The organism is Sphingomonas sp. CFBP 13714, from assembly GCF_014842205.1.
In the GTDB taxonomy this organism is placed as follows: domain Bacteria; phylum Pseudomonadota; class Alphaproteobacteria; order Sphingomonadales; family Sphingomonadaceae; genus Sphingomonas; species Sphingomonas aerolata.
Genome location: NZ_JACYVG010000009.1, coordinates 1 through 24,016, shown reverse-complemented (window position 1 = coordinate 24,016; position 24,016 = coordinate 1). Strand labels below are relative to the sequence as shown.

Below are 24,016 nucleotides of genomic sequence, written 5' to 3'. Positions count from 1 at the left end.
ATTGCGGGGCGGCCTGTAGCGGGCCTGGTCACATTGGCAAATGGCGCGATGCGCACACGACTTCGGCTCAGGCGCCGCGATACTCGCCTTCGATGCTGTCCAATGCCGAGACGGGGCGCCCCCTTCGGAACGCCCCGCTTTTTAGAGCCAGCAAAGCAGAGCGGATTACACCGACGCGACCTTGGCACGCGTCGATGTGTGACCGCCGGAGCGATACAGCACATCGGCTGCATCCTCGGGAGCGACCCCTGCCCCGGCGGTATCGACCGACACGAACACGCCACCTTCGTTGATGCGACCCTCATAATAGCTGGCATCGACCCGGCTGACGCCATGATCCGTCATGACTTTTTCCAGCCCCCCGACGGCGCCACCCAGCGCTGCACCGACGACGGCCGCACCGGGGATCGCTGCCGACGCGATCGCGCCCGCTGCAACCAGGGGACCGACGCCGGGTATTGCAAGTGCGGCGATACCGAGCAGCGTTCCGATACCAGCGCCGGCTGCGACCTTGTCGACAAACTCCTGCGTGTCGCCGTTGCCGTCTGTGGTTGTGTTCTTGCCATCATGCTGCGCCACGATCGAAATCGCGCTGTCATTAACGCCCGCAGCGCGCAGCTCTGAAACGGCGCGCTCTGCATCGGCGTGATTGTCGAAAACGGCTGATACGAGGGTCGTGCTCATGATGATTCCTGTCGACAGTTCGGTTGCTCACCGATCTAGAAGCCGTGTCGAAGGATGATCGTTCCGGATATTGAGGGTTAGCGAAGCGGTAACCATGAATAGCAGCGTCGCGACACAGGACGCTGTGAGCGGGATAGACCATGCCCGTAGGCAGCTGCGACTTAAGTGTCGCTTTTTCCCTTTCGCCATTGTCGCATCGCGGCGTCATATCGTTGACGCTCGGCTTCGACTGCAGCCTCTGCCGCGCCGACGTCTGCGCGGTGTTGCTCTTCAAGCTCACGTCGCTCGCGGGCCAGCTTGGCCTCCCGGTCCGCCAACCCCTTCATCCTGCCGTCGTAGTCGGCCGTCACCGTTTCCAGCGCAGCTTCCGCCGCCTCGAGCTTCGCGCTGCTCGGCTTCGGTTTCGGTGCAGGCTTCGGTTTTTGCGGCTGTTTGGGCTCTTCGGGACGACCCGAAACATCTCGCCGCGCTGTCCGCGGTTCGGGGGACGGCATTGCCTTGATCTGCTCCGCAGTCGTGCCCCGAGAATGCTTCACGACAACGCCTGGCGAGGCCAAAGGCTCTGCGGTCAGCGCGGGGTCTGTGACGAGCTCAGCTATGCCTCGCGCGAACAGGTCTCGCTCGCTGCCCCAAGCCTCGAGGGCAGCCTTCTGGCTCGTTGCAGCGACATAGGCATCATTGAAGCCAGCGACCGTCCTGTAAACCTTCAGCTTTTGCGCACGAGCCATGCAGATTGATACCGCGCTATGTGCTGAAATAGAAGTTGGCGCCGGTCGCCCATCCGGTACCGACGCCAATGCCCACCTCCAGGCTTACCGAACATTGAGTCTCGCTCGGCTATTCGCGCCATCGTCGGTCCGGTCACGACCCGCCTGGACACTCCTAAGCGGTAAGCGAAGGCGGCACGTTAATGTGCCTCGTCTTAAGCGTGGTTCTGCCGTCAAAGCTTGCATTGGGTCACATTGCTTCAAGCAGCATGGGCGTCCTAGATATATTGAGGAGAAGCGAGGCCATGGCTACGCATTCCATCGATATTGAAGTTAGCAGGTAACTGTATCGGCTTGCGTCGAGAAGCGGCTGGAACTGCCATAAAGATCATTTTTTGGGCTCAAGTTATAGACGAAGCTTGCGATCATCGAGCGTTTTATTTGTTGAGACGCAAATCACACTTCCTGCGCTGGACGCGAGATGTTCGCCGATCGGCTGAGGATGGCATCGGAGCGATAAATTACGATGTCGATCACGGGACACCGCTAGCAATTCAGCGGACCCGCGACACCCGCCCTTGACCTAACGGTGCCCGGCAACCGACAACCGCCGAATGATCAAGCCTCTCGTCGCCACCGTCGCGCTGTTCGCGCTCGCTACTGGAACCGCAGCGCAGACCGTGCCGACGCAGCAGGTCGGCAGCGCCACGCTCTCTGGCGTGCCCAGTATCCCCGTTGAGGTGCGCGAGGCGGTGCAGCGCTATCAGAATAGTCGGGCGGCACAGTTCGAGGATTGGCTGCCGGACGGCTCGATGCTGATCGCCACGCGCTTTGGCGCGACGCAGCAATTGCATCACGTCGCAACCCCGGGTGGCGCACGCACACAGATCACGTTCGGTGCCGAGCCGATTGCCGCCGCGACGACGATCCCCCGCAGCGATCGTTTCGTGATGACGCGCGACACGGGCGGGGACGAGTGGTTTCAACTCTATACGCGCGGCCTCACCGGTGTAGCCACGCCGTTGACCGAAGCCGGCACCCGCAACCAGTCGCCGGTTTTCAGCAAGGACGGCACGCTGATGGCATGGGCGCGGGCGACCAAGGGAAGCGCCGCTTATGCAATCCTGGGGGTTGACCCAAAGGCGGGTGGCAACCCGCGCACGCTCTACCAGTCCCACGGCGCGGTGGCGCCCGCCGATATCGCGCCCGACGCCGCGCGGCTGATCTTTGTGCGCAGCCTCTCCAACCGTGAGGACCAGCTGTTCGAGCTGGATCTCAAGACCGGCAAGGCGGGCCGCATCGCGCCGAAGGCAGACGCTGCCGTCTATGCCGACCCACGCTATCTGCCGGGCGGACGAAAGCTGATCGCCATCTCCGATTCCGGCAGCGACACGCGCCGACTGGTCGAGATCGATATCGCCATCGGCGCGCAGACGGTCCTGACGCCGGACCTGAAATGGGACATCGAGAGCTTCGATCTGACGGATGACGGGCGCGTGCTCGCCTATTCCGTGAACGAGGACGGCTTCTCGCGCGTGGTTGTGCAGGATCGGGTCACCCGCCGCGCGCTACCGCAACCGGTGCTGCCGCGCGGCGTCCTGACCACGCTCAGATTTTCGCCCGACGGCAGGGATCTGGCGATTGGCCTGACCTCGGCCACTTCCGCCGGTGACGTCTGGAGCTGGGCCGTGACCGGAGGCGGCCTGACACGCTGGACCAAGTCGGAGCTGGGCGAACTCGATCCCGCCACGCTTGCCGAGCCCGAGCTGGTGCGCTTCAAATCCTTCGACGGCCTGTCTGTCCCGGCGTTCGTCTATCGGCCCAAGGGCTTGCCGGCAGGCACGCGGACGCCGGTGATCATCGACATCCATGGGGGGCCGGAAGCGCAGACGCGCCCGATCTGGAACTATGGCGCGCAATATTTTGCCGATGCGTTGAAGGCGACGGTGATCCTTCCCAACGTCCGCGGCAGCGACGGCTATGGCAAGCGCTACCTCAACCTCGACAATGGCGTGAAGCGCGAGGACTCAGTAAAGGATATCGGCGCCCTGCTCGACTGGATCAGCACACAGCCGGGCCTCGATGCAGGCCGTGTCGCGGTCTATGGTCAGTCCTATGGCGGCTATATGAGCCTTGCCGTCATGACGCATTATTCGGACCGGCTGGTCGGCGGGGTCGAGCGCTACGGGATCAGCAACTGGAACACGTTCCTCCAGAACACCGAGGCCTATCGTCGCGACAATCGCCGCGCAGAATATGGCGACGAGCGCGATCCGGCGATGCGCGCGGTACTAACGCGGGTGTCGCCGTTCACGAATGTTGCGCGGATCACCAAGCCAATGTTGGTGATGCAGGGTGCCAACGACCCCCGTGTACCCCAATCGGAATCGGACCAGATCGTGGCGCGCCTGCGCGCAAACGGCAACGAAACTTGGTATGTGGTGTTCGCCGACGAAGGGCACGGCTTTCTGAAAAAGCCGAACAACGATCTGCGGCGCGAGGTGGAAACCGTGTTCTTGAGGCGTCTGTTTGAGCGGTAGCGTTGGGGGGATAGGCCTGGGCGTAATTTGCCGCGCGCCTTTGCGATGTTGACGCACAGGCAGACTTTGATGCCGCTGCTTCAGCTGCTTGCGCTCAGACATCGGTTTAGGTTGGCGCGCCGTGCCCCTCCGTCGCTTGCGGTACGAACACCGAGAACGCCAGCGTGCCGCCTGCGATCATAAGGATGCCCCGGAACGTCAGGGGCCGGCCGTGCGCTCGCCCTGCCCGGCTCATAACTGCGCTTGCCGCCGCCCCCTGGCCCACGAGCATCTGCTGAATCTGTTGCAGCGTCTCAGCGTGTCCGCGGACGAGGCTGGCATTGGGCACGGTGCCCAACACCGCCGCCCCAAGCGTGCTACCAGATTTCGGGGAAACAAGTTGGAGTCCGTCGTGGCCCCACGCTCTGCCAAACCCACGCTGCCCTGGATCATCTTGAGGCGCTGAAGATCCGCGGCGGCCGGGTTCTCCGCCGCAATCTTCACATAACGCCGCGTTAACATCCCAAGGGCGGGTGCGCAGATCAGACGGCCTGCTCTGTTTCGCATGGCGCCGGCCAAACCTCGCTATCGGCGATGAAGCCAAATTTTGAGCAGGCTTCACAACCGATTGAAAATAGACCAGTCCTTATGATCCGTTAACCGTCGCCTCCTACATTTTGCGCATGAACCGAATAGCCAACCGTGTAACCGAGCTCACACGTTTTGCAGCGCTACCGATCGCCACAGGCGTTGGTTACTATCTGGCGGCCTTCGCGTCCCTCTACCTCACCCGCGGTGCTGACGGGATCGCGATGCTGTGGCCGCCCAGCGGCATCCTGTTCGCAGCCTTACTAGTCGAACCTCGGAATCGCATCGTGTTGCACATAGGCGGCGCAGCAATAGCCAGTCTCGCTGCCAACCTCGGCGGCGGGAATGGCGTCGCGGTTTCGATCGGTTTCACGCTCGCTAACGTGTCCGAGTCCGGATTCGCGGCATGGCTTTTACGAAACCGAACGCGGCGTCGTGATTCATTCACCGATCCAAAGGGCTTGGTCTGGTTCTGCATCGCCGCAGCGGCCGCGGCAGCGTTGAGCGCAACAATCGCCGCCTGCGCGACAACGGCTGTCGGGATCAGCTTCTGGCTTTCGTGGTTCACGACTGATCTGCTGGGAATTCTAATCGTTGCCCCGCTCATCCTGATCTCGGGCCGAGCCATTTATCGCAAAAGGTTTCGCGATGGCTTGGCAGCAGCCCCTCAAGCCATCGCGATATTTCTGCTCGTGGCCAGCGTGTCGATAATCGCTTTCTCTCAGGTCAACTACTCGCTGCTTTTCCTGCCGATGCTTGCAGTCCTTCTGGCAGCGTTGCGAATGGGTCCATTTGGCGCCGCCGGAAGTGTGCTGATCGTTGCGACGGCCAGCTCACTCGCCCATATTTTCGGCTCTGATCCGCAGGCGATAGCTGACGGTCAGGCGTACGCACGTAGCATCTTTCTACAATTCTATTTGCTGGCCCTGTTCGCGGCCGCCCTGCCGATTGCTGCCTTGCTTGCGACTAGACAACAGCTGATCGATAGCAATGCGAACAAGCTGCGGTTGCTTGAGCTTGCCGAAGGGGCGGCTCATGTGGGTCATTGGCATCTGGATTTGTTGACCCAACTCATAACATGGTCGGACGAAGTCTTTCGCATTCACGGTGTGGAGAACCGCGTTCCGCCGTCACTCGACACCGCGATAGACGCCTATCACCCTGACGATAGGGATGCGGTTTCGGCACATATCGGGCGCTCCCTCGAACACTGCGTAGGTTTTGAATTCACCGCTCGCATCGTCCGCCCCGACGGGGAGGTACGCCATGTGTTTTCGAAGGGTGAGATTGACCGAAACGGCGTCAATGAATCGGTTGGCCTGTTCGGCATTATCCAGGACATTACGACCCAGGTTGCGCACGAAGCCGAGATCGAACGGGCCCGCATTCGTGCTGAGACTGCCGCCCGCAACGCGATAATTCTGGCCGAGACGGACCAGCTTACCGGAATTGCAAACCGGCGCCGTACCAGCTTCGTGCTTGAGCAGACGTTGCTGCTCGCCCGCGAAACCGGGCACCCAATGTCCGTCGCGATGTTCGATATTGATCACTTCAAGCGCATCAACGACACCTATGGACATCACACCGGCGACGAGGTGCTAAAGAGGGTAGCAGCAGGCGCTGCCGCGGAACTTCGCAGCGGCGATACGATCGGCCGCTTCGGCGGTGAAGAATTCGTGATTGTGTTACCGGACGCCACAGCGGATGCGGCAAGCAAGGTCGCCGAACGGGTGCGTCATGCCATCGGCACGGACAGCGGTACTCCCGGTGTCACGGTAAGCATTGGCGTGGCTGAAATGGCGCCTGGGGAGACGTGCGACGCGCTGCTGAGGCGAGCCGATGATGCGCTGTATCTCGCGAAGAACGAGGGCCGCAACAGGATGCGGCTGGCAGCCTAGCGAAGTCGTCCGTAGACGCAGCCGTACTTCCAATGTCTGTCTCAATTGCGCATTCGCGAATGGCCTGTCGGCGACAAGAAACGGGAGAGATGGCGCTTAACGAATGGCCGTTATGGGTAGCCCGTATAGCCACTCTGAACGTCCGGCACTGGGCGCTAGCTACCGGTCCGCTTTGCAGGTGGTAAGACCCAATAGATGACACTCAGATCGGCCTACCCGCTTCCCACAAATCGCTGCTAATTCATGTTCTAAGTTTGACCGCTTCTCGGTTTTCATGGCGCATGCTGGTAGGTGACTGCTCACCCTCGTAGCGAGCAGCCGGACCAGTTCCGGCTGCATAAATTGAAAACTGTTTATTACGTCAAACAAAATCGCGCGCTTGCCTGCCAGAGCCGCCCGGATTTGAAGCTGGAGCTTGCTCCGTTGCGCCTTCGACCCGGCTGACCATTTCAGCCGTGAGCGAGTTCTCAGCGTCATGGTTAGGACGCGCGTCGGGTACGAATGCGGTGGCGGCTATCCCACTAATTGGTCCAGCGACTTCTAGAAACGGCTTGAGCTTGCGTCTCTCCCCGATCGGAACGCCCGGCCCGTCCGTCGGAAGCACAGCAAGGCACCCTCACGGTAAGTTAGCGCGGCGTCATTCAGCACCTCGGTGATGAGTTCGGTCCTGTCCTGATCGAGGCAGAGATCGGCGGTCTGATCGGATCTCGCAATCATGCTGATGAAGGTAGCTAAGACCTCTATCTTGGTCGACCTCGCGACGACTACGACAGCGGTGCCCCAGACCCGGACATTCGCAGTGGTTCCGGCTTACCAGCTCCGGTCGTTCGTTCATCTCGGACGCACGCGCTCGGAGCCGCCGCCATTCGTCACGCAAGTGCCCGGCGCACCGGGCTATCAATGCCCTTCGCGATGTCTGCCCGCGTGACCGGGATTGTTATGTCCGGCGTAACACCCCGGTCGGGTTGCGGGGTCGTCGGAAACCGGCCGATCAACGGCAGGTCGGCTTCCAGCCCGGTCGCAGGCAGTCGCACGAAGTAGAAGCAGCCACCGTTGATCCCGCGCCGGTTGCCGCCGGTCGTCTCACCAATCAGCGTTGCCAGGCGATTGCGGCGGACGAAATCGGCGAACTGGAACGTCGCCGAACTGTTCTGCGGCCCGATCAGAACGCGCACGTCGCCCTCATAGCGCGTACCGCGCGGTCTGATCGGGTCGATCCGGTCGCCTCGCGTATCGAGCCGGAGGAACCGGTCGTTGATCCTGGTCGCATTCTCTCCCAGATGGTCGAAACTGCGGTCCCACGTGTCGAGCACGGGCCGCAGGTCCTCGGGCACGGTGCGGTAGCGGATGAGCCTGTCGACCTCCTCGAACGGCGTCTCGCGGTTCACCAGCCGTTCGGCGAGCGCGTTACCGCAGTCGAGCCCCCCCTCGTTCGCGCGCAGATCGACGACCAATCGCGGCACCCGCTCGGCGACCAGCCGGTCGACCGCCTGATCGAGCCAGCCGCGCCAATCCCACTTGCTATCGTAGAGCCCCCAGCTCGGCATCGACAGAAGCGCGGCGTCGCCACGCCGCTCGATCGTCCAGACCGGCGTGTCGCCGCTCGTATCGACGCCAGCATGCGCGGTGGTGCGGCGCTGCGCCAGCGAGACGCCGCCAACTGTCGCGCCACGTCGCCGTCCGGAGGGGGCCTCCACCATCAGCCGATAGCGGTCCTGCCCGAACAGCATCGAGAAGAAGATGTCGAAGGTCTCGTATCGGTCATCGCCCTGGACCGAGAGAAGCCGGCGACGCTTGGCATCGTTGTGCCCATCCGCACGCGCGAGCGGCATGAGCGCGGCGAGGATCGCGCTCGCGGATCGGCCATTGACCGCCAGGATGCGGCTTCCCGGCGAGATCCCCGTGGCGAATGGATCAGCCGTGACGACCATCGCGTCGCCGATCCAGAGGAAGTCGAACGGCAACCGATCCGGTGCTTCAAATAACGCGGCGGCGACCTCGCGTCGCTGATTGTAGACATTCGCATAGCTATGGCCGCAGCGCGCGGTCGCGAGAAAGCGCGACAGCGTGAGGTAGAACGCCCGTAGCGTCATGGGGATGGCCGCCGCCTGGTCCAGCGCTGCGAAGCGGGCATCGATCTCCCGGGGCGTATTGTAACGGTGGATGCCGGGGTGGAGCTCGGCATATGCCCTGCGCAGTAACGCGACGTCCTCGCGCATCGCCGAGGCGCGGAGAAACGTCGGACTGGATGAGGTCCGGGCAAGCAGCGGCAAGGTTGCAAAGGTGGCGCCGAGGCCGCCGAGTACGGTGCGGCGGGACGGTGGCGATGCGGTCATGTCAGCTCCGACGTTATGGATACCCCCTTCAAGCATGGCCGAGCGCGTACGCGTCGCCTCATTATCGCCCATGCCATGCGGTTTATCGTTTGTGAGACGCCCGATACGCACTCGGAGAGCGACCATAGCGCCGCTGGAAGGCGCGGTTGAAGCTCGCCTTCGACGCGAACCCGGCGTCGAGCGCGATCACCAAGATTGGCCGGGAGTCATCTGCCGCCAGTGCCGCTGCCACATCCTCGCAGCGAAGCCCGTTGACGAAATCCGAAAAGCCGACGCCCAGCCCCTCATTGAGTGCGCGCGACACATAGGTCTCGTTGGTCGCGAGCAGGCTCGCCAGCCGCCGCAGCGTCAGCGAGTCGTCGCGATACCACCCGTTATCGCAGATCCGCGTCGCCCATTCCTCCCCTTGCGCCTGCCAGTTTCGAACGGCGGGTGATCGCACCTCCGGATGCTCCAGTGCGTCGAGCGCCGGAAACGGCAACGCGAGATACCGCCATCCTGCGATCCCGAGATACAAAGCGAACCCCGCGATCGTGGTGTAGAGCGGCATCAGTCCCTTATAGCCGAGCGGCATCACCGCATCGACCAGCAGCCAGCCCGCCCAGACGATCGCCAGCAGCGGATAGGCGACGGCGGTGCGGCTGAGCCACGCAGTCGCGAACCGGGCGTCGTCGCTGCGCTTTTGCGACAGTGCGTCGCGGTAGTCGTGCAACAGCCGGATCGTCCACGCGCCATAGACGACGAAGCTGATCGCGAGCAGCGATGCGACGATCGCATTGCCGGTCGTGAAAGCAAGATCCGCCCAGTGACGTTTCAGCGGCGTCGGCAGGAGGAAGGCGGCAGCCTGATAGGCGAACTGGATGGCGCCAGGTAGCAGGTGTCGCCAAGCCGCGGGCGACCAGCGGCCGGTGACGAGAGCATAAGCGTGCAGATGGAGGAGTGGCGGGACCAGCAGCGCGTTCGAGAAGGGCGCGAAGGTCAGCCACCACCAGCGATCATAAAAGCCGGCAAACCCGATCAGCCACGGCACGAAAACGCCAGTCATGACGATCAGCAGCGCGGCAAGCGTACGCGCCGCCAGCCGGTTGTGAAACGACGCCGACAAGCCGACCGCCAGCGGAAGCAGCATTGCAGCTGCCACCGTGAGGACAGCCGTGCGCCAGCCAAAGACCAGATCCATGACGGTCAGAGTAGCTTCGTCGACATTCAAAGCTAGAGATCACATTTCGGAGGGAGGCCAGTCGCCTCACCTGCGCGCATTCGAGCCCCCCCCTCAGCGCTCGCACAGCTGGAAACTTGCGGCTCACGGCCGCTCGAAAGACGGCATGGCAAAGACTCAGAGCCACTCCTGCAGCAGTGTCTTTGAGCAGCCCGAAAGCGGACGTCCGTTCACCTCTGCCGCTCGTGCGCGAATATCAGGACGCAGTGCGCGTGGCAGCAAATCCCGCGGGCCCCACTCCGGATTAAAGGTAGCGCGAACAGCTTTGCAGTATTCGGGTTGGTGCTGGCGTGCACCGCCATCGACGCCCATGTCTCGCTTGGCGGCGGTGCGCCCCTCCTCGTCGCCCGTCGCAAGACGGGGTGGGTCATGAGCACCCCCCGCCGCACCCGCCATCGCCGCTACCGCATCCGTCCGACCCACAAGCGCCACCGTCGAAGTTCAGATCGAAACGACGACCAGCTGTGCCGGCCTTTAGTCGCGCACCCTGGATCCATGTGACGATCGCAACGGCAAGGAGGAAAACGGCAACCAGCGCCGCCATATCTTGAACGATCAGGACAACTAGGCCGGCGCAAGTGAACCCGACCAACGTCGTCTCTTCCGCGCCCAGAAGTACCTTTCTGGTCCGGTCGATCCGCTGGAAATTTCCCGAGAATCGTTCGGAGGGATCGGGCCAAACATCTGCGGGCGGCGCAGCACCAAAGGTGTCCCGGTATAAATTGAGCGTATGCGCGTAGCGGTCACGATAGTGCTCGCATTGCTCGGGGCCACCCGATGTCGGCTCGTGATGAATTTCGCGCGCGACGATATCGCGGCAGAGGCCGTGCCAATAATCGCGGGTATAGGCCAGATGCAGATGCCACGCCTGATCAACTGCGTCCGACGGCGTAAGCTGCTCATCGCTGATCGCGACCAGCGCGAGGAAGCGACGATATTCCGTCGCGACCCGGTCTGCAAACGACCCGGTCCATCCGTTCTCTGCGGCCAGCCTCCCTTCGAAGCTGAGGGCTGCACCGGGCTGGCCGATGCTCAGGGTCTCGATCCTCCCAATGAGGATCCTTCGCGCCATATGCGCGGGGCTCTTCGGTTCCATATCCCATTACATTAGTATGGTATTGTTGCAGGATCGTGACGCCGATGGCAATCGATCGATCCGGAACTCGCCGTCCGCACCTCGATCGTTGCGTGATGCTCCGAGGTAGACAATGTCCGACCGCCACTCGGCCTCGACACTGCCGTTGCAGGCTGAGCGATCGCAAGCGCGGCGCCGATATCCTGCATCAACATGGTCCCTCTCAGCCTGTAGTCGGCGACGCTCGGGTTACTCGCCGGGGCGGCCCGCCTGTTGCGAGCGGGCGATCCATTGTTCCTGCACGACCCCTTTCACCGTGCAGATCAGCCGACCGGGCCGTCCAACGAAACGTTTGACGCTTCCCCGAAGACACGCAGCCCGCTCTGGGACGTACGCGACCTCGAGACGGTGATCGTCTCAGCTGGCGGGTCCACGCTGGCTCGTGTCGTCCAAATGCTGGCCAGTAACCCTTGGGTCGTTCTGCAACGCAATTCGCTACAGACCGGGCCCATGGCAGTCCGAGGGACTGCCGCCACGCACGACCTTCTTTGCCCTACGACCCACAAGCTGACGTTGCAGGGCCTTCCCCCCGCCGAGCTGCGGACACTCATTCAATGAGGTTTCCGGCTAAGCCACTGCATGCCGCCATTTAGGCGGTTGTCGGCACTGGCGTACTTGGAGTGGGGGCGACCTTGTCGGTGCGGTGCGGGCTGCGCGCCTACGCAATCGAATCACGGGAGGCGTGTCCCGGAATCACGGCTCCGTGTGACGGACGATGGCCTCGCAAATTTCATGGGTTGCGAGAATAGCGGCTGCATCGACCGGCCTTCGCTCACGCGCCGCAAGCAGGAAGGCGTCGCACATCGCCGCAAAGCCGCGCTGCTGTCCTACCGAGACCCAATCGCCTCGTCGATGTAAGCGCTGTGTCCCGCTCGTCTCGACGCGATCAGCGAGGTTCAGCACGGTATGACGTGCCCCACCGCCAATGAGGTCGAGGCGTTCCTCGTCGAGACCACTGTTACGATGCATTGTGCCGATGGCGGTAAACCCGTCGCCTGCCAGTGTGAGGGTGATCGTGTGGAGCATGCCGTCTACGACATGGGTTTCGATGTTGCGTCGGCAAACCGGTCCTGGGGCCAGGAACAGCAGCGTATCGACGACATGGATGAAGTCATCGAAGACGACCTTCCGCGGTTCGTTGGGTTGCCGGTAGCGGTGCTTTTCGAGGATGATGAGGTTCGCGTCGATGCCTCGCAATGCGACATAATCTGGCGCAAACCGCCGGTTGAAGCCGACCATGAGTGGAACGACACGGTCCGTGGCCAAGGCGACGAGCGCTTCGACATCGCCGAGATTATCGGCGAGCGGCTTGTCGACGAAGGTCGGGACGCCTCTCTCGATAAGCAGCCTGACGAGTTCACCGTGTGCCTGCGTCGACGCGTGAACGAAGGCGGCGTCGAACGCTGTGGTGGAAAGCGCATCTGCGGCGCTGGTGTGCCGATGCGCGATACGAAACGAGCGGCCGACCTCGTCGAGGACGCCCGCATCGCGCGTCGCCAGGTGAATGTCGAGATCAGCTCGCGTCGACAGAACCGGAAGATATGCTTTGCGAGCGATGTCACCCAGCCCGATGAGAAGCACGCGCATATCTATTCCCCGGTCCGGCACGATCGCCGCGTCTGCCGGGCCGCAATAGCTTCACGATTGCGCTCCCCGCAACCAATCGTCGGGGATGACTGCGACCGCAACTGGGGCAAAGATGTCGCGGTGCGCCGCAAAAATGCATCGCCGCCGATCGTGTCTCTTGCCGCACGTTGCAGTGATGTTACCGGTCGGCGAAGAATCCGGGTCACACGGATCGACGCAGGAGGATGTTCGAAGCCCAAGGGGGGACCATCCATGATTCGCTTGTCCGTTCGTACGTCTGCCATCGCCCGGCTGCTGGCCGCCAGCGCGCCGTTATTCGTCTGTGCCACACCCGCCGTCGCGCAGGACCAGGCGCCGACGGGGCAAGCCGTCGGCGATCCGGCCGGCGAACAGGGCGTCGGCGACATCGTCGTCACGGCGACCCGCCGTCGCGAATCGGCGAAGGACGTGCCGCTCGCGGTCACCGCGATCAGCGGCGAGAAGCTCGACGTGCTCAACTCGAGCGGCCTCGATATCCGGTTCCTCGCCGGTCGCACGCCGAGCCTTCAGGTGGAATCCTCGTTCGGCCGCACCTTCCCGCGTTTCTACATCCGCGGGCTCGGCAATACCGATTTCGATCCGAACGCCGCACAGCCGGTGTCGGTGGTGTATGACGACGTCGCACTCGAAAATCCGATGCTGAAATCCTTCCCGGTGTTCGACCTGCAAAGCGTCGAAGTGCTGCGCGGGCCGCAGGGCACGCTGTTCGGGCGCAACACGCCAGCCGGCGTCGTGAAGATCAATTCCGCCAAGCCGGATCCGGACAAGGCCTCGGGCTATGCGACCGGATCCTGGGCGACCTACAACACGATCAACGGCGAGGCGGCGCTGAACCTGCCGATCGGCAACGGCTTCGCATTCCGTGCATCGGGCCTGATCCAGTCGCGCGACGATTGGGTCACCAACGATTCCACGACGGGCAATGCCGATCGCAAGCTCGAAGGGTATCGCGATGTCGCCGGCCGCTTCCAGCTCGGCTATACCAGCAGTGACTTCAACGCCTTGCTGAACGTCCACGTCCGCGACCTCACGGGCTCGCCGCGCATCTTCCGCGCGGGGCTGTTCAAACCCGGCACCAACGACTTCAACACCGGCTTCGACCCCAAGCATGTCACGCTCGACGGCTATACCAGCCAGAGCCTGACGCAATGGGGCACCAACCTGCGGCTCGACTATCACCTCGACGGCATCGGCACCTTCTATTCGGTCACCGGCTATGAACAGGCCAAGGTCGAGAGCACCGGCGACGTCGACGGCGGCAACAGCTACCCGTTCACGGGCGGCACGATCGGCGCGATCGGCGTCGGGCTGTTCCCGTCGAACACCGGCGGCCTCACCAAGCCCAAGGAGTTCAGCCAGGAACTGCGCTACGCCAGCGAGGACATGAACGGCATCCGCCTCCAGGGCGGGCTGTATTATTTCTACCAGACGCTGCGCTATCATCAATATGACTATGCGTTCGGCGGTACCGGATCGCGTGCGACCGACCTGACGCAGGACATCTTCCACGACAATCGCAACGAGAATTACGGTGCCTTCGCGTCGATCGAGGCGAAGCCGACCGACCTGCTGACGTTGCGCGCGGGCGTCCGCTATTCGCACGACTATCGCAACGACCTCGTGACCGCACCGATTCCCGGGACCGGGATCAGCGACACGCTGCCAGCGCGTGCGGTCGTCCGTGGCTCGAACGTGACCTGGGACGCGAGCGCGACCTATGAGCTGACTCCCGCGATCAACGTGTATTCGCGGCTTGCGACGGGCTATCAAGGGCCGGCGATCCAGGACCGCGTGACGTTCGGCAGCGTCCAGAGCACCGCACCGAAACAGACGACCTTCTCGGGCGAGAGCGGCTTCAAGGGGACGCTGCTCGACCGGAAGGTGAACTTCTCGCTCGACGCCTATTGGTACAGCACCAGGGACCTGCAGATTACTGCGGTCGGCGGCAGCAGCAACTCGGCCCGTCTGATCAGCGCGGACAAGGCGATCGGCTACGGCGTCGAGGGCGAGTTTGAGGCACGGCCGGTGCCCGAATTGTCGCTGACCGCAAGCGGCAGCTACAACTTCACCGAGATCCGCGATCGCTCGATCGGCGTGGGGGTCTGCGCGACCTGCACCGTGCTCGATCCGATCGTGAACGGGTTTGCGATGATCGACGGCAACGATCTCCCCCAAGCGCCACGCTGGATCGCCAACTGGACCGCGCGATACGGGATCCCGCTCGCCAATGGCGGCGAGGTCTATGCCTATACCGACTGGGTCTATCGCAGCCGCATAAACTTCTTCCTGTATGAAGCGGTGGAGTTCACCGGCAAGTCGTCGCTCGAAGGCGGGCTCAAGGTCGGCTATAAATCGCCGCGGGGGTATGAGGTCGGCGCGTTCGTGCGCAACATCACGAACCAGTATCGCAGCATCAGCGCGATCGATTTCAACAATCTGACGGGCATGATCAACGAGCCGCGGATCATCGGCGGCCAGTTCAAGGTCGCGTTTTAAGATAAGACGCGGGACTGACCACCTTACGAGCAATCGTGGTGCGAAAGCGAGCGTCACCAACGAACCCGAATTCCTCGGCAAGGGCCGTCGCAGGCGCGGCGGCCTGCTCCCAGCGCTGCCTGCGAACCGCCGGCAACGGCCGCCAGCCGGACGGAGATGGCTTCGAGCACGTCATCACAGGCAGCACGGTCGGTGCCGGCGTGGTCGAGGAGCGCCAATGCAGGCGCGGCTTCGTCAGGAAGGGTATCATTCTCATCGACCAGCCCAAGGTGCATCAGACGATCATCCATTCCTCTTGGATCGGAACATGGCGCTGACGATTAAAGGCTACGATTTGGGGCGGCGATACCTAACGCACTAGTTCCCGTGGGTCCGGAATCTACGAACGCCGTTGCGTTAGCAGGTTAGTGTAGACGGGCCCCCGCCACGACTTTTCCCTTTGAAGACCACCATCTGAACACTCAGAGACATCGCCCCCTTCCCGACTTCGGACGCCCATCTATCGTTCGGATCGACTATTTCGACGATGCGTGACGCTCTTGGTCATGGCCGACTGGACGCTGCTTTTCGTCTGGATGCCCCTGACCAGGAGCTGAAACTGCGTTTTGCGGCGCACTCCCTTTGCGTCTGTGGTCTTGCGAAGGGGCGGTTGGGCGCTACCAATACCGTCAGGACAGATTGGGGAGGACCAACATGACCACCAGCTTCGACCGCCGCACCCTCTTGGTTGGCGGCCTCGCAGCCTCAGCTGCTACCGTGGTGCCGCTTGGCCAGGCCTTTGCCCAGCGCCGCGGCCGAGTCTCGGCGAACGACAAGGTCCAGGTGGGTCTGATCGGTTGCAAGGGCATGGGCTGGTCGGATCTATCGGCCATGTGCAAGCGGGCCGACGTGGCGCCCGTAGCCCTTTGCGACGTCGACGCTACGGTCCTTGCGGCACGCGGTGCCGAATTGAAGAAGGTCTCAGGCCGCACGCCGAAGCTCTACGACGACTATCGTCGGATGCTGGACGACAAGTCGATAGACGCGGTGATCATCGCCACGCCCGACCATTGGCACGCGCTTCAGCTGGTCGATTCCATGTCCGCGGGCAAGGACGCATATTGTGAAAAGCCGCTCGGAAACTCCATTGCCGAATGCCGTGCCATGGTCGCTGCCAAACAGCGTCACAATCGTGTGGTCCAGGTTGGTCAGTGGCAACGCAGCAACCAGCACTGGGCAGACGCGATCGCGCATGTTCAGTCCGGCGGCATCGGTCGGGTCCGAAAGGTCAAGGCTTGGGCGTACATGGGATGGATGAAGCGCGTTGTTCCCCAACCGGATCAGGCCCCGCCCGCCGGCGTCGATTATGATAGCTGGCTGGGCCCCGCACCGCTGCGCCCCTTCAACTCCAATCGCTTCCACTTCAGCTGGCGCTGGTACTGGGACTATGCGGGCGGTCTGATGACCGACTGGGGCGTCCATCTGATGGACATCGCGCTGTTGGGCATGAAGGCCGAGGCACCTCGTTCGGTCAGTTCGCTTGGCGGCGCCTATGGCTATCCGGGCTCGGCGATGGAAACTCCGGACACGCAGACCGCCATCTACGACTTTGGCGACTATTCCGTGGAATGGGAGCATGCGGTCGGCATCAGTCAGGGCCCCTATGGCGGCCGCGACCACGGCGTCGCCTTCGTCGGCGAAACCGGCACCCTTGTCGTCGATCGTGGCCAGTGGCGTGTCACGCCAGAAACAAGCGATGGCAAAGCCATGACTCGGGAGATCCCGGTCACGAAAGCCAAGGACGAGGGGCTCGACCGGCACACAGCCGACTTCATTGCCTGCGTCAAAGATCGCGCGCGCACGCCAGCGTGTACGATTGAAGCGGCGTCCAACACCGCGATCGTGTGCCAGATGGGAAACATCGCGTTGCGCACAGGCCGCAAGGTGAATTGGGATGCGGCGACAGGTCAGTTCAGGGACGACGCAGAAGCGAACGGACTAATCACGCCCCGTTATCGTACACCCTATCGGCTGCCAGTTACATAAGCCGGCTGGCCGCCTATGCCGACAGGGTGGAACCGCTGCGCCGCGCGCTCGACAGTGGCTCTTGCCATTCGTCGACATGGACTGACCGAAAGTCGGTTATTCGGTTGCCAGTCTCAGATCCTCAACTCTGATCGCACTTACACATTAGCTGAACAGCCGCCTTCGTGATTGGGCGCTGTCAGCATTTATCCAGATATCATAGCGCTGAATCAGTTGACGTCCCCCAGCTGACCCATTGGACGCAGGAATGCCGCGCGGTCGGCTTAGGTCGATCATCAGCGGGCAGACATCGTGGATTGACGACGGTTGCGGCTTGCGCTCGACTGGCCCGTACGGCTTTGCGAGGACATGATGGCATATCCAATTGATCGACGTTCATTGCTCGCAGGTGCCGCTATGGGCGGCGTGGCGCTTGCAACTGGCGAGGCTGAGGCTCAGCCTCGCGACGCGGCAGCAACCCTGGAGATCTACGAGCTGCGGACCTATCGGCTGGTAAACGGCCCCATGAAGGACCGTCTGGACGCTTATCTGAGCAACGCCTTTATCCCTGCAGCACGACGCGCAGGTTGCGGCCCGGTGGGTGTATTTACGGTGGCGATCGGGTCCGAAAGTCCAAGCGTCCATGTTCTCGTCCCCTATCCCTCGATCGAGGATTTCGTGGCTTTGCCCGGCAGGCTTTCCGCCGATCCGAGCTACACCACGGCTGCCGGGTCGTTTTTGAAAGCGACGCCAGACGCGCCGCCATACACGTCACTCGAGGTGAAGCTGATGCGCGCCTTCCCTCACTTTCCTCGTCTCGAGTTGACCGACGCCTCGAGCAGCAACACGCCCCGCATATTCGAACTCAGGACGTATTTCAGCCATAGCGAAGCGGCAGGAATGACCAAGATCGGGATGTTCGACACCGGAGGTGAAATCGAGATATTCCGTCGGACTGGCCTAACGCCGGTCTTTTTCGCCCAGGACCTTACCGGAGCCCGCCTGCCGAGCCTGACCTACCTGCTGACCTTTCCCGACCTTGCGACCCGTGAGCGAAACTGGCGTACCTTCGGGTCGGATCCCGCTTGGCGCCGGCTCATCTCGACGCCGGGTCTTACCGACCGCGAAATCACAACCGGAATAGACAACCAGATCCTAAGTCCGGCGTCGTTTTCGCAAATTTGACCCACAAGCGGGCGTTCAGGCACCCTCTGTGCTCCACCAAACTCGGTCGTCCGTTCATGTGAATTTCACGGCCGCTTTCCGGGCGGCATTGCAGCAGAGCCCTTCATCTCGGCAATGCCACCCTGAACCGACCACCGCCCGCCTGGGCTGCGATGCAGCGCACCTCACCACCGTGTTGCCGTGCAATCTGACGGACGAGGCTGAGACCGAGGCCATGTCCGCCATCACCCTCGTTCGCGCCGCGTGCTCTGTAGAACGGCGCGAAGATGGCCTCACACTCGCTCGGCGGGACGCCTGCGCCACCATCGTGAACTTCAAGCGCGATCTCCGCTGCAGAGGCTGTCAGCGTGACGAGGATCGCCGTCCCTCCGCCGTAACGTTGCGCGTTGTTGAGGAGATTGCGGAGCATCCGCCGGAGGAGGATCGCATCGCCGCAGATCTCTACTCGCTCTCCAGTGAACTGCGCGGTAGCCCGCGCACATTCTTCGGCGACGAGCGCGGTCAGGTCCAAAACCATTGGCCGGTGCTCACGCTTTGACATTCCGTCGAGCCGGCTTGCGAGCAATACCTCCTCGACCAGCTGGTCGAGCTCCATCACATTGCGCGCTAGCTCCGCGCGTACTGCGACGGACGGTGCCTCGGACAGCAACTCGATCGCCATGCGGATACGCGCAAGCGGCGATCGCAGTTCGTGGGAGGCATTGGCCAGCAGGATCCGCTGCGCGCTCATCAACGCTTCGATCCGCCCGGCCGATTGGTTGAAGCTCATTGCCAGCCGCGCAATTTCGTCGCGCCCCTCGACGGCAACCCTGCTCGACAGATCACCCGTCCCCCAGGCATCGACGCTGGCCTGGAGCCGCTCGAGCCGGCGGGTGAGCCGGCGAACGACGGGGAATGCAGCGACCGCCACGACGACCGCAATCGCCAGCAGCAGCGCCAGCATGGCGAGATGGCCATGGAAGCCCTGCATGGCCGCCGGCGCCGCGCCGTAGCGCAGGTGCGCCAGTCCAAAGAGAGTTGCCGCCGCCGTTAGGCTCGCCAGCAATGCGAGATAGATCCGCCAATACAGGCGCTGCATCAGGCGGGGTCGGCCGCTGTCACCGTCCAGCACGTCAGGCTCAGCCATCCTGCACCCGTGCGAACACGTAGCCCGATCCGCGCACGGTGATGATGCGCCGAGGCTGCCTGGGATCGTCTTCGATTGCGGCACGCAGGCGTCCTATATGAACGTCAATCGATCGGTCGAATGGCTCGTGGCTTCGGCCCTTCAACGCGTCGATCAGCTGGTCGCGCGACAGCACGCGACCGGCGCGCTCGGCGAGCACCACGAGCAGATCGAACTGATAGGCGGTCAGCGGGCAACCCTGCCCGCCCAGCTGTGCCACGCGCGCATCGCGGTCAATCTCCAGCCGCCCGAACCGCAGTCGCGGCAGGCTGTCCGCCGCCGCCAGGGCCGGTCGGCGCAGCACGGCGCGTAGCCTGGCCAGCAGCTCGCGGGGCTCGAACGGTTTGGGAAGATAGTCGTCAGCGCCTAGCTCCAGGCCGATTACGCGGTCGAACGGGTCACCCTTTGCCGTGAGCATCACAATCGGCACCGCGCACGCGGGCGACGGCAGTGCGCGGATGCGCCGGCAGATGTCGAGCCCGTCGCTGTCGGGGAGCATCAGGTCGAGCAGCACGGCGGCGAACCCCGCACGCTCGTGGTCGCGCAACGCGGCTAGGCCCTCCTCGCCGGTCGGGGCGTGTGCAACGACATAGCCATGCTGGGCTAGATAGGTCTTCACCATCGCCGCCAGGCGGCAATCGTCTTCAATCATCAGGATGTGCTGAATAATGGCCTTGGCCTTCTGATGATGATGCAGGGATGTCCATCAGACCATACAGGCTTCGCGCACTCCGCAAAGCCTGTAGGCCAGGTCCGACGATCGCGTGCCGTCAGCGACCTGTGTCGACGGCGAGTGCTGCGATCTTGACCGCTTCTGCCGCATGGGCGGCAGCGATCTGGTCGAGTTGAGCCGAAGCACGGGCTATGGCAGTTCGAGTACAGCGCATCGCGCTCAGGTTCATCGCCAATGGCAAAACACCATGGGTGTCGCATACCCGACGCGCTGCTCCATGGATGCGCCTCTGAAGGGTCGCCCGGCCGGCTTCGCCGCGTAGATCGAGATCGGCAACGCTGACGCGTTCTATCAGGGTCTGGCTTGACGGCGACGTCAGCGGCACGGCGTCGCCTGAGACGGTCAGTATGCATATGCCAACCAAAAAGGGGCTCACAGCCCTGCTCCCTTGTGATGAACCGCTTTGAGATGAGCAGCCAATCGGACGCGCTGTGATGGTGTCAGCACCTCGGCCGCGTCGGCCAGCCCTTGGACGATCCGCCGCGAGGCACGGTCCGCCTGCTGCACCTGCTCGACACGCAATGCCTCCAACCCGGCGCGATCGATCGACGGCTGCAACAGCAGGACGTATGTACGTTGGTGCGCGGTCCGGAACCGTGCGTGAAAGGCATTCAGATCGGTATGGGCCGAATTGGCGATTAGCTTCAGCTCGGCCCTTTGCTTGGGTGTTCCGTCAGGCAGAAGTTGCGTTAGCATTTTGTTGAAGTGCGGGTCGTTGATCGCAGGATCCGCTGTTGCCGAATGGCCAGGCAACCCGTGCAGGGCCGGTACCGCCGAGGCTAGGCCAGCACCGGCGATCGCTGCGGTCCCGGCCACGACGGCCAGCAGCCCGGCAACCGTCCGGCGTCGTTGAAAATATCGGTTCATTGCACAGCGCTCCATCCAATTCAGCCGACGAACTATTCGTTGGCCGGTCTGCAATGGCAGCGCGCCTTGGCTTCAAGATGTGTACCGAGTAAAGTTTTGCAAACGTCGGCCAATTGGTGGCGACACACCTTTATCTAACTCACTGACCGCCCTGTAGCTCTTCTGTGGGCTCGACCCATATGCGACGATATCGTCGCGGCATTCCTTGCAGGGTATGAGGTGGAGACGCAGCGCCTGGAGACCGAGCCGGTCAGCATCCGCCCGGATCGTGAAGTCGGACTCGCGAATCTCGACCGGCAGATCGGCCTTGCGAAGATGGAGAAGATGGTCCGCTTCACGGTCGTGCTCCGCCCTCACGCGGCCCAGCTCGTTGCCTGGTATTCGGAACGGAAGGATCCCGACGTGCCGATCGATCCGACAATCGATCTGTCGAGCATCGCTACGGCGTCGCATCGACCACGGTGAACGAATGCCAAATTTGGGCAGGCACGTTCCAGCGCTCCGGCTTTGACCAGACCTGATTCCACCATCTTAGCTATGGGGCGAGTTGGTCTTAATATTCGCACTACGCGCTGGCATAATAACGACGACAACCCCAAAGCTTTGGCTTCGGGGTTGTCGTAGGATTTGGTTGCGGGGACGTGCAGCCACTTTGATTTGTTAACCCACGGTCGTTGCTGACGCCATTTTCGGCTCAATTTATACTGTACGCCATCATCACTTTAGGCCGACTCATAATACTGGCATAGTTAGCAGCTTCGCCGGTGCCGTAGCATAACGTGGGATTTTGAGTCAGCGCGTGGATCATCCGCTGGTACTGAATCGATTGGACTAGGTGCTGCGCATCTTCCGCAAGCCTGCTCCCGCAGCAGCATTTAGAAGCGCGTTCACCGCGACAGGCATCACCAGCGTACCGCCGCTGGTGCATCGACTACGTATCTCGTGATTGCCCTCCAAATGTATAGGCTGAGCAAGCGATTCACGCGGGTACGGCAGACACATCTCTAATGTGTTCAATCTCGCGGTTGCCGACCCTACTTGAACGGGATTTGTGTTCCAAACCACGTGCTCAATCAGGGTACATCCGGATTGACGATAGGCGTGACTTCCCGCCCTTTTGGTAGGTGACGGAAAACCTCAAGATTTTGGTTTCCGCACAGTCGAACGAAGCGACAGGGTTTGTCGCATGTGCCACGCGTAGGCTTGGGCAATCCTGGGCGCCTGACCTACCGCCTGACGACAATCATGTGTTTTCGGACAGGGCGCGGCGCTCAAAAGCTACCGGACCGCTTCCGCCCCGAAGGCGACAGTCGCACCTTAGATTAGGGTGCCGATACCGCCCTCCAAATCACTTCTTTGGTCACATGAGGGTGCATTCGATCCTGTCATAGGATAATTTCATTACCGTAACATACGTCAACGACACTAACCCAGGGGCATTCCAAGGATGCCTCAATGGGGAGCAGTCAGTGCGGCAGATCGTGTATGTTAGCTTGAGCAGCGTCCTCGGCGATGCCGCTGATCTTGCAGGGATCCTTACGCAATCTCGCCACAATAACGCGATTGATGGCATCACTGGGCTTTTATGGTCGGATGGCAAAAGCTTCCTGCAGGTCTTGGAAGGACCGCGTGCGAGCGTTGAGCCGTGCTTTTCTCGTATCGTCCAAGATAGTCGCCACCACTTCATCAGAGTTTTGTCAGATACTCGGATCACGGCACATCAGTTCGGCGGCTGGAACATGGTGCATCGCCGCGCTGACGATCGAGCGGACTTGCATGACGCCCAAATGAATAGATTGCTGACCAACGCCTCGCATAGCGTTCGTACCCAGTTCACGACGTTGGTCGCGACCGGTAACGTAGCAACGTGAGTTAATCTGGCCCTTACGCTTCGCCAGCTTGCAGACATCGAAGGCGCATGAAATAGTGGTGTTGGAGAACGTCTGTGACTGTATCGGCTCATACTCGCGCAGCTTATCTCGGACGCTGGCGTCCGGCTCTCTGGACGTTCCTTGGCGTCTTACTTATCCTTCCGGCCATCGCGATGTTGTTTACCAACGCGGTGCAGTGGACAGGTACCGATTTCATTGCGGCTGCCGCCGTCTTCGCCTTTGTCGGCTGTGCGATTGAGCTGAGTGTGCGGTTCGTTGACCAGTCGGTAATACGGATGGCACTTATTTGCGGAGTATTATTTGCAGCGTCGGCAATCTGGGCCGATGGTGCAATCGGGATCCTTTAGTGTGTGTAACGGGACGGCGATGTAAGCAGCCTTATACTAGCCAACCAGAGCGCGATTTCCAATACCAGCAAGCTTTAATTAATCACGTTAAATCTTAACATGTGATCTGGCGTACCTCACTGATGTATGTTTGCTATCGCGGCTCGTGGATGCGTAGATGTTGAGGCTCGCATCAATTGAGCCCTAGATGGGCGCAGGTTCGCGTGATAGCGCAATCTACCGCTGGCATTTACCTCTTGGCGCCGGTGGCTGTGAGACCTTGTGCGCTCCCGCCTATCAGGCTGGAGTTTAGTTATGCATCGAACTAAAGACGCTGCACTGCAGCTATTTGTAAAGCGCCTCGTATCACGTTGCAATTTGACGGATGCAGAACGCGGAGCGCTTCTCGGCCTTGCCGGACACTGCAAGCAGGTTGCTGCTCATGTCGACTTCGTTCGGCTTGGCGAGCAGGTTGATCACGCATGCCTGGTAGTTGACGGGCTCGTCGGCCGTTTCGGACAAACCCGGGACGGCATCCGACAAATTACCTGCCTTTATATACCCGGCGACATCGCTGACCTAGGGTCAGGACTCATTGGTCATAGCCAGAAGATGACGGTGGCCGCGAGCGCGACG

Annotated in this window: 20 protein-coding genes and 1 pseudogene; 9 read left to right on the top strand and 12 right to left on the bottom strand. The window is 61.9% G+C overall.

Translation table 11 applies throughout. The annotated features are described in order from the left end of the window. Positions 1–165: 165 nt before the first annotated feature. Together IFT54_RS17660 and IFT54_RS17655 are read right to left on the bottom strand one after the other, a co-directional pair. Entirely contained in the window at positions 166–684 is a 519-nt protein-coding gene (locus IFT54_RS17660; protein ID WP_192071576.1) for a general stress protein, read from the bottom strand. A 161-nt stretch (positions 685–845) separates the two neighbouring features. After that, a complete protein-coding gene (locus IFT54_RS17655; protein ID WP_192071575.1) occupies positions 846–1,412 on the bottom strand; it encodes a hypothetical protein in 567 nt (188 codons plus the stop codon). 593 nt (positions 1,413–2,005) lie between these two features. On the opposite strand from IFT54_RS17655, the gene IFT54_RS17650 reads away from it, so the two are divergent. After that, positions 2,006–3,931: a S9 family peptidase gene (locus tag IFT54_RS17650; RefSeq protein ID WP_192071574.1), complete on the top strand. Its 1,926-nt coding sequence runs from the start codon at positions 2,006–2,008 to the stop codon at positions 3,929–3,931. Positions 3,932–4,593: 662 nt separating this feature from the next. Continuing rightward, positions 4,594–6,396: a sensor domain-containing diguanylate cyclase gene (locus IFT54_RS17645; protein ID WP_192071573.1), complete on the top strand. Its 1,803-nt coding sequence runs from the start codon at positions 4,594–4,596 to the stop codon at positions 6,394–6,396. Positions 6,397–7,265: 869 nt separating this feature from the next. On the opposite strand, the gene IFT54_RS17640 is transcribed toward IFT54_RS17645, so the two are convergent. The 3 genes from IFT54_RS17640 to IFT54_RS17630 all read right to left on the bottom strand — a co-directional run bounded on the left by IFT54_RS17640 (position 7,266) and on the right by IFT54_RS17630 (position 11,047). Further along, positions 7,266–8,732, bottom strand: coding sequence for a S41 family peptidase (locus IFT54_RS17640; protein WP_192071572.1), 1,467 nt, complete (start codon positions 8,730–8,732; stop codon positions 7,266–7,268). Positions 8,733–8,814: 82 nt separating this feature from the next. Further along, on the bottom strand, positions 8,815–9,912 hold the full coding sequence (locus IFT54_RS17635; protein ID WP_197984739.1) for a helix-turn-helix domain-containing protein: 1,098 nt from the start codon (positions 9,910–9,912) through the stop codon (positions 8,815–8,817). A gap of 406 nt (positions 9,913–10,318) precedes the next feature. Beyond that, positions 10,319–11,047, bottom strand: coding sequence for a glycine-rich domain-containing protein (locus IFT54_RS17630; RefSeq protein WP_192071571.1), 729 nt, complete (start codon positions 11,045–11,047; stop codon positions 10,319–10,321). A 228-nt stretch (positions 11,048–11,275) separates the two neighbouring features. Here IFT54_RS17630 and IFT54_RS21030 point away from each other — a divergent pair. After that, positions 11,276–11,644, top strand: a pseudogene (locus IFT54_RS21030) (DUF938 domain-containing protein); the annotation flags it as partial. A 135-nt stretch (positions 11,645–11,779) separates the two neighbouring features. Here IFT54_RS21030 and IFT54_RS17620 read toward each other — a convergent pair. Continuing rightward, complete coding sequence (locus tag IFT54_RS17620; RefSeq protein ID WP_192071569.1) at positions 11,780–12,673, bottom strand: Gfo/Idh/MocA family protein; 894 nt, start codon at positions 12,671–12,673, stop codon at positions 11,780–11,782. Between the two features lie 252 nt (positions 12,674–12,925). On the opposite strand from IFT54_RS17620, the gene IFT54_RS17615 reads away from it, so the two are divergent. After that, a complete protein-coding gene (locus IFT54_RS17615; RefSeq protein WP_197984738.1) occupies positions 12,926–15,208 on the top strand; it encodes a TonB-dependent receptor in 2,283 nt (760 codons plus the stop codon). A gap of 53 nt (positions 15,209–15,261) precedes the next feature. Here the strand turns inward: IFT54_RS17615 and IFT54_RS17610 are convergent, their stop codons facing one another. Next, the gene (locus tag IFT54_RS17610; RefSeq protein ID WP_192071568.1) at positions 15,262–15,498 is read right to left on the bottom strand and encodes a hypothetical protein; all 237 of its coding nucleotides are present in this window, start codon (positions 15,496–15,498) and stop codon (positions 15,262–15,264) included. A 403-nt stretch (positions 15,499–15,901) separates the two neighbouring features. Between IFT54_RS17610 and IFT54_RS17605 the strand changes: the two genes are divergently transcribed. Both IFT54_RS17605 and IFT54_RS17600 read left to right on the top strand, forming a co-directional pair. Then, positions 15,902–17,233 (top strand): Gfo/Idh/MocA family protein, encoded by a 1,332-nt coding sequence (locus tag IFT54_RS17605; RefSeq protein ID WP_192071567.1) that lies wholly within the window; start codon positions 15,902–15,904, stop codon positions 17,231–17,233. Positions 17,234–17,581: 348 nt separating this feature from the next. Beyond that, positions 17,582–18,397 (top strand): NIPSNAP family protein, encoded by an 816-nt coding sequence (locus tag IFT54_RS17600; protein ID WP_192071566.1) that lies wholly within the window; start codon positions 17,582–17,584, stop codon positions 18,395–18,397. Between the two features lie 103 nt (positions 18,398–18,500). Here IFT54_RS17600 and IFT54_RS17595 read toward each other — a convergent pair whose 3' ends face one another. From IFT54_RS17595 to IFT54_RS17580, 4 genes are all read right to left on the bottom strand, one after another. Next, positions 18,501–19,523: a sensor histidine kinase gene (locus IFT54_RS17595; RefSeq protein ID WP_192071565.1), complete on the bottom strand. Its 1,023-nt coding sequence runs from the start codon at positions 19,521–19,523 to the stop codon at positions 18,501–18,503. Further along, the gene (locus tag IFT54_RS17590) at positions 19,516–20,214 is read right to left on the bottom strand and encodes a winged helix-turn-helix domain-containing protein (protein ID WP_192071564.1); all 699 of its coding nucleotides are present in this window, start codon (positions 20,212–20,214) and stop codon (positions 19,516–19,518) included. The genes IFT54_RS17595 and IFT54_RS17590 overlap by 8 nt, the downstream gene beginning before the upstream one ends. 118 nt (positions 20,215–20,332) lie before the next feature. Beyond that, on the bottom strand, positions 20,333–20,671 hold the full coding sequence (locus IFT54_RS17585) for a UrcA family protein (RefSeq protein WP_192071563.1): 339 nt from the start codon (positions 20,669–20,671) through the stop codon (positions 20,333–20,335). Then, on the bottom strand, positions 20,668–21,162 hold the full coding sequence (locus IFT54_RS17580) for a periplasmic heavy metal sensor (RefSeq protein WP_192071562.1): 495 nt from the start codon (positions 21,160–21,162) through the stop codon (positions 20,668–20,670). The genes IFT54_RS17585 and IFT54_RS17580 overlap by 4 nt, the downstream gene beginning before the upstream one ends. Positions 21,163–21,381: 219 nt before the next feature. Here IFT54_RS17580 and IFT54_RS17575 point away from each other — a divergent pair, with 219 nt between their 5' ends. The 3 genes from IFT54_RS17575 (at position 21,382) to IFT54_RS17565 (ending at position 23,401) form a co-directional block, all read left to right on the top strand. After that, positions 21,382–21,627: a hypothetical protein gene (locus IFT54_RS17575; protein WP_166748242.1), complete on the top strand. Its 246-nt coding sequence runs from the start codon at positions 21,382–21,384 to the stop codon at positions 21,625–21,627. Positions 21,628–22,631: 1,004 nt separating this feature from the next. Next, positions 22,632–23,033: a BLUF domain-containing protein gene (locus IFT54_RS17570; RefSeq protein WP_192071561.1), complete on the top strand. Its 402-nt coding sequence runs from the start codon at positions 22,632–22,634 to the stop codon at positions 23,031–23,033. Between the two features lie 173 nt (positions 23,034–23,206). Beyond that, positions 23,207–23,401 carry a hypothetical protein gene (locus IFT54_RS17565; protein WP_192071560.1) on the top strand — a complete coding sequence of 65 codons (195 nt, stop codon included), beginning with the start codon at positions 23,207–23,209 and terminating at the stop codon, positions 23,399–23,401. Between the two features lie 345 nt (positions 23,402–23,746). Here the strand turns inward: IFT54_RS17565 and IFT54_RS17560 are convergent, their stop codons facing one another. Further along, complete coding sequence (locus IFT54_RS17560; RefSeq protein ID WP_192071559.1) at positions 23,747–23,923, bottom strand: hypothetical protein; 177 nt, start codon at positions 23,921–23,923, stop codon at positions 23,747–23,749. Between the last annotated feature and the right edge of the window lie 93 nt (positions 23,924–24,016).